The organism is Paraburkholderia sp., assembly GCF_036488795.1.
Lineage (GTDB): Bacteria > Pseudomonadota > Gammaproteobacteria > Burkholderiales > Burkholderiaceae > Paraburkholderia.
Window position 1 is genome coordinate 1 of the sequence record NZ_DASXHA010000022.1, and the last position, 6,363, is coordinate 6,363.

Sequence of the window (6,363 nt, forward strand, 5' to 3'; positions counted from 1 at the left end):
CATGGCCGCGTGCGACGCTTTCGACCGCCTTCTTCAGATCCTGATCGACGTTCGGGTACTCGAGAATCGCCTTCGGATGCACGCCGATATTGTTGTTGATGATGAACTCGAGGCGCGCGAGGCCCACGCCTGCGTTCGGCAACTGCGAGAAGTCGAACGCGAGCTGCGGGTTGCCGACGTTCATCATGATCTTCACCGGAATCGGCGGCAGTTCGCCGCGCTGAACTTCGGTGATTTCGGTTTCGAGCAGGCCGTCGTAAATCTTGCCCTCGTCGCCTTCCGCGCACGAAACGGTGACGAGCGCACCGTCCTTCAGCAGGTCGGTTGCGTCGCCGCAGCCCACCACCGCCGGCACGCCCAGCTCACGCGCGATGATGGCCGCGTGGCAGGTTCGCCCGCCACGATTCGTGACGATGGCCGACGCACGCTTCATCACCGGTTCCCAGTTCGGATCGGTCATGTCGGCAACCAGCACGTCGCCCGGCTGCACGCGGTCCATCTCCGACGGATCATGAATCACGCGCACGGGGCCCGCGCCGATCTTCTGGCCGATTGCGCGGCCCGTGACGATGACCTGCGACTGGCCCTTCAGCTTGAAGCGCTGCTCGGCCTTGCCCGAGGCCTGGCTTTTCACCGTTTCCGGACGTGCCTGCAGAATGAAGATCTTGCCGTCCCGGCCGTCCTTGCCCCACTCGATGTCCATCGGACGCTGGTAATGCTTCTCGATGATCACCGCGTATTTCGCCAGTTCGATCACGTCGTTGTCGCTGATCGAAAAGCGGTTGCGCTGCTCATGCGACACGTCGACAGTCTTCACGCGGCCCGGCTCGCCCGGCTTGGTGAACTCCATCTTGATGAGCTTGGAGCCGATCGAACGGCGAATGATCGGATACTTGCCTTGGGCGAGCGTGGTCTTGTACACGTAGAACTCGTCCGGATTCACGGCGCCCTGCACGACGGTTTCACCCAGGCCATAGCTGGAGGTGATGAAGACCGCGTCCTTGAAGCCGGATTCCGTGTCGAGCGTGAACATCACGCCGGCCGCGCCGACGTCCGAGCGCACCATGCGCTGCACACCCGCCGACAACGCCACTTCAGCGTGGGTGAAGCCCTTGTGGACCCGGTACGAAATAGCGCGGTCGTTATACAGCGACGCGAACACGTGCTTCATACGATCCAGCACGTCGTCGATGCCGACCACGTTCAGATAGCTTTCCTGCTGACCCGCGAACGACGCGTCCGGCAAGTCTTCTGCCGTGGCGGACGAGCGGACCGCGAACGAAAGTTCTTCCGGCGAGCCGTTCTGGAGCGTATCGAAACCCGCGCGGATCTCAGCCTCGAGCTTCGGCTGCAGCGGTGCGTCGACAATCCATTGACGGATTTCCTTGCCCGCTTCGGCGAGCGCCTTCACGTCGTCGACGTCGAGCGTTTCCAGACGTTTGGCGATGCGTTCGGTGAGATTGTTGTGATGAAGGAAATCGCGGAATGCGAGTGCCGTCGTGGCGAAGCCGGTCGGAACCCGAACGCCTGCCTGGGCGAGCTGACTGATCATCTCGCCAAGGGACGCGTTCTTGCCGCCCACGATCTCCACATCGGTCATCCGCAACTGCTCGAACGGAACTACATACGCCTGATCCTTTGCGACGTTAACTGCGTTAGTCATACAAGCCCCTAAGTGTGGAAAAAATACCCGGCTGTGCAAGTGGGCTCGGACGCGAGGGCTCATAGGAAGCCGGATCTCGACGTCTTGCACAACCTGTTAGATAAGCAATCGCTTGCGCGGCGTGATCAGCAGCCGCTTAATCCGGTAACCGAGGCCGCACGCGCTTCAGCAGGAAGCAAGCAAAAAGCGCGACGATGCCGGCGGTTTGACGAAATTCTTCGGATTCGCCGCAGGTTACCTGCAAAAAGCGGTGCGTTGAGCGCGTGATAAATGCGAGTTACGCGCGGTTCGCCTGCAATTGCTTATCCAACAGGTTGCCGCTATTCTACCGTGCCGACTCTCAAAATGTGACTGTCGGACGAGAATTGCGCCTCGAACCGCGCCCCGGACTTCCCGTCGGGCTCATTGCGAGGCCCCGGTCGTCAGAGGGCGCGCGAGCGGCGCCACGGCGCGCCGCGCCGACGCCGCTGTAGGCTCCGGTTAGCCACCGTACAGTACGCGTCAGCGCGGCGATGTTAGATTCGAGCGTAATTTCCCGCTCACGTTCCCTGCCCCACTGATGCCGCCCACCGTATTCATCGTCTCCGACGGTACCGGGATCACTGCCGAAACCTTCGCGCATTCGATCCTTTCCCAGTTCGACCAGAAATTCCGCCTGGTTCGCGTGCCCTTTGTCGACTCCACGGAGAAGGCCTACGCGACGCTCGAGAAAATCAACGAAGCGGTGAGACAGGATGGCCGCCGGCCTATCGTCTTCACAACGCTGGTCGACAGTTCTTCGAACCGGATCGTGAAGGGCTCGAACGCGCTTGTGCTGGACATGTTCCAGACCTTCGTCGAACCGCTCGAGCAGGAACTGGAACTGAAGTCGAGCCACGCCATGGGCCGTGGCCACCAGAACGCCGACACCGAGGAATACAAGAACCGGATCGAGGCGATCAATTTCTCGCTCGCCCATGACGATGGGCAATCGAACCGCAATCTGGCTGACGCCGACGTGATCCTGGTGGGCGTCTCGCGCAGCGGCAAGACGCCGACAAGCCTTTATCTGGCAATGCAATACGGCGTGAAGGCAGCCAATTATCCATTGATTCCGGAAGACTTCGAACGCGGCAAACTGCCCACGCCGTTGCTCGAGCACCGCACCAAGATGTTCGGGCTGTCGATCGATCCGCAGCGCCTATCGGAAATCCGCAACGAACGCCGCCCGGGCAGCAAGTACGCGGCGCCGGAAAACTGCCGTTACGAGATCAACGAAGCGGAAGCCATGATGCGGCGCGAAGGGATCAAGTGGCTGTCGTCGACGCACAAGTCGATCGAAGAGATCGCGACGACGATCCTGCAGGAAATCAAGCTCGACCGGCCGGCGTATTGATTCGGCAGCCGTTTAGCGCGTCGGATGCTAGCGGAGTGCGTGAGCCGCAATGTCACGCACCGCGCTGCTGGCGGCACTGCTCGAAGAGACACACGGCGGCAGCCGCCGCCACATTCAACGATTCCATGCCGCCAGGCTGAGGGATCGTCACGCGCAGCGTGACCGCATCGCGCCACGCTTGCGACACGCCCGCACCCTCGTTACCCATCACCCACGCGAGCGAACCGGACAGATCGCAATCGTAGATGGCCTCGGCGCCATGCGAATCCGTGATCACCACGGGCACGGCGAGACGCTCGATCAGCGTGTCGGACGCAACGTCTTCATGAATCTGCAACAGGAAATGCGCGCCCATGCCCGAGCGCAACACCTTCGACGACCACGCGTAGGCCGTGCCCGGCGCGCAAAACACCTGCTGAATACCGGCGGCCGCAGCGCTGCGCAGAATCGAGCCGACGTTGCCCGCATCCTGCACGCCGTCGAGCACCACGCAGGTCTGCGCGACCCGCTCCGGCAAGGGCGCTACGAGTTTTTCCACCAGCAGCAGAATGCCCACGCCGTTGACCACATTCGACAACTGGCCGAACAGCGCGTCTGGGAGCGTCACGATGCGGTGCTCGTCGATGCGGGCAACGATCGCCTGCGCTTCGTCGTGACGCAACGCGCCCTCTGTGACGATGCAGGTTTCAGGCTGCCCGGCGACGTCCAGATAGGCGCTTGCCAGATGAAAACCCTCGAGCAGCGCGTGGCCGCTGCGACGCTGTTGATGCGTCGAACCGGCCAGTGCTTTCAGGCGTTTGTAGAGCGGATTGTCCCGCGAGGTGATGGCTTTCACAGGCAGCGAAGACAGTGAGAATGTGAGCAAAACAGAATGAAACGCGGCAACCGGCCTGGGCGCTACGACTACGACACGTCAGGAAACCGCACCCTCGCCGAACGGGTCGTTGAGCCAGTCATTCGGCACCGGAGGCCCCGCAGTCGCTGCGAGTGGCGCCATGCCTTTCGCACCCGACGTGTTGAGCATATTGCCGAACCGCAGATGCGCCTCACGCACCGGCGCGAACGAACGCCGGTGATGCTCGCATGGCCCATGCTCGTACAAGGCTGCCAGATGCTGGGGCGTGCCGTAACCGGAATGCGCGTCGAAGCCGTAGACCGGAAACGTCTGATGCAAGTCGAGCAGCATGCGATCGCGCGTCACCTTGGCGAGAATCGACGCCGCTGAGATGGACTTCACCAGCGCGTCGCCGCCAATCACCGCCTCACTGCGGATGTTCAGCACCGGACAGCGGTTACCGTCGATTTTCACGAGCGTCGGCATGACAGCGAGGCCTTCAACGGCGCGCTTCATCGCCAGCATGGTTGCGTGCAGGATGTTGAGCGTGTCGATTTCTTCGACCGACGCGGACGCGATGCAGTAGGCCAACGCTCGGTCGACGATCTTGTCATACAGCTCGTCGCGCTTTTTGGCGGTGAGGACCTTGGAATCGTCAAGGCCGCGGATCATCGGCTTCGTCGGATCGAAAATGACCGCCGCGGCGACGACCGGGCCGGCCAACGGCCCGCGTCCGGCTTCATCGACGCCGCAGACGATCTCGTCAGGCCCGTTGAAGTTGAAGCCGGGCTGCGCCGCAGCGGATGCGGACTGGCGCCGCGGCGCACGTGCGCCGGTCACCGACGCCCCCTGCGCGTTTCGATGACGCTCGCCACCACCTCTGCCGCACGCTGGGCCGTGTTCTGCTTCAGCACGTGATGCATTTCCGTGAAGATTTCCGTCAGCGTGCGCCGGTTGCCTTCGTCGCGCAACTGTTTCAGTGTGGCGTCGGCCAGTGCCTCAGGCGTCGCGAAGTGCTGGAGGATTTCAGGCACCACGAAACGCCCTGCCAGGATATTCGGCAATCCCACATACGGCAAATAGCCTTGCCGCCGCATGATCTGACCGGTCAGCCAGGGCACCTTGTAGGAAATGACCATGGGCTTTTTCAGCAGCGCGGCTTCGAGCGTCACCGTGCCGCTCTTCACCAGGATCGCGTCGGCGGCGGTCATCGCCACCTGAGCGTGGCCTTCTGTCAGCGTCAACGCGAGGCCTGGACTGGCATCCACCAGCGGCTGCAGCAATTCGCGCAGCGCCGGCGTCGCCACCGGCATCACGAAACGCAGACCCGGCTCGCGGTGCTGCATTAATTCCATGGCGGCGAAGAAGGTCGGGCCGATCAGATCGATTTCCGAGCGCCGGCTGCCGGGCAGCACGGCGATCACCGGCCCGCTTTCCGGCAGACCGAGCGTACGGCGCGCGCCGAGGGTGTCCGGCTCGAGCGGAATCTGGTCGGCGAGCGGATGGCCTACATAGGACGCCGCCACACCCGCCTTTTCAAGCAACGCCGTTTCGAACGGGAACACACACAGCATGTGGTCGACGGCCCTGGCAATCTTCTTGATCCGGCCCCCGCGCCACGCCCAGATAGACGGACAGACAAAGTGGATGGTGGGAATGCCGGCCTCACGCAACGGGTGCTCGAGGCCGAAATTGAAGTCCGGCGCGTCGACACCCACGAACGCCGACGGCGGCTCGGCGAGCAGCTGGCGCTTCAGCTCGTTGCGAATGCCGAGAATTTCCGGAATGTGCCGCAGCGCTTCGACATAGCCGCGCACGGTCAGCTTTTCCATGGGCCAGTGCGCGTCGAAGCCCGTCGCGATCATGCGCGGGCCGCCGATGCCGTAGTACTGCGTGCCGGCGGGCAGACGGCTCGAAAGGCCATCGAGCAGAGACGCGGCAAGCAGGTCGCCGGACGGCTCGCCGGCTACCATTGCGAGCCGAAGCGGACTGGTTTGCAAGGCCATCGTCTAGCGGATGATGCCGCGTTGCGACGCGACCACGAAATCCACCAGCGCCTGCACCGGCGCGTCGCCGTCGCCGCCCGCCGTGGCGAGCTCGGACAGCTGCACCTTGGCTTCTTCGAGCGACAGCCCGTTCTTGTACAGCAGACGGTACGCGGCCCGCAGCGCCGAAATCGCATCCGCCGAAAAACCGCGGCGCCGCAGACCTTCGACGTTGATACCGTGCGGCTCGGCCTTGTTACCCGCGGCGATCACGAACGGCGGGATGTCCTGCACGAGCGCCGAGGCGCCGCCCAGCATCGAATGGGCGCCGATGCGCACGAACTGGTGCACGCCCGACATGCCACCGACGATCGCGTAGTCGCCGATCGTCACGTGGCCCGCCATTTGCGCGTTGCTGGCCAGGATGACGTTGCTGCCGACGTGGCAGTCGTGCCCGAGGTGCACGTACGCCATGATCCAGTTGTCGTCGCCCAACGTCGTCACA

6 protein-coding genes are annotated in these 6,363 nt (G+C 63.1%); 1 reads left to right on the top strand and 5 read right to left on the bottom strand.

What is annotated here, in order from left to right:
- The coding region (gene ppsA, locus VGH41_RS03140) for a phosphoenolpyruvate synthase (RefSeq protein ID WP_331595887.1) at nucleotides 1-1,663 on the bottom strand (1,663 nt) is incomplete at its 3' end.
- A 559-nt stretch (nucleotides 1,664-2,222) separates the two neighbouring features.
- Between ppsA and ppsR the strand changes: the two genes are divergently transcribed.
- A complete protein-coding gene (ppsR, locus tag VGH41_RS03145; protein ID WP_331595888.1) occupies nucleotides 2,223-3,038 on the top strand; it encodes a posphoenolpyruvate synthetase regulatory kinase/phosphorylase PpsR in 816 nt (271 codons plus the stop codon).
- Nucleotides 3,039-3,090: 52 nt separating this feature from the next.
- Here the strand turns inward: ppsR and VGH41_RS03150 are convergent, their stop codons facing one another.
- From VGH41_RS03150 to VGH41_RS03165, 4 genes are all read right to left on the bottom strand, one after another.
- Complete coding sequence (locus tag VGH41_RS03150; protein ID WP_331595889.1) at nucleotides 3,091-3,873, bottom strand: RNA methyltransferase; 783 nt, start codon at nucleotides 3,871-3,873, stop codon at nucleotides 3,091-3,093.
- Between the two features lie 78 nt (nucleotides 3,874-3,951).
- Nucleotides 3,952-4,713 (bottom strand): ribonuclease HII, encoded by a 762-nt coding sequence (rnhB, locus tag VGH41_RS03155; RefSeq protein ID WP_331595890.1) that lies wholly within the window; start codon nucleotides 4,711-4,713, stop codon nucleotides 3,952-3,954.
- On the bottom strand, nucleotides 4,710-5,879 hold the full coding sequence (lpxB, locus tag VGH41_RS03160) for a lipid-A-disaccharide synthase (RefSeq protein WP_331595891.1): 1,170 nt from the start codon (nucleotides 5,877-5,879) through the stop codon (nucleotides 4,710-4,712). The genes rnhB and lpxB overlap by 4 nt, the downstream gene beginning before the upstream one ends.
- Before the next feature lie 3 nt (nucleotides 5,880-5,882).
- On the bottom strand, nucleotides 5,883-6,363 hold a 481-nt coding region (locus VGH41_RS03165), incomplete at its 5' end, for an acyl-ACP--UDP-N-acetylglucosamine O-acyltransferase (RefSeq protein WP_414696593.1).

Coding starts and splice junctions, on each gene's coding strand:
- ppsR (WP_331595888.1), top strand. CDS start 2,223: ATGCCGCCCACCGTATTCATCGTCTCCGACGGTACCGGGATCACTGCC.
- lpxB (WP_331595891.1), bottom strand. CDS start 5,879: ATGGCCTTGCAAACCAGTCCGCTTCGGCTCGCAATGGTAGCCGGCGAG.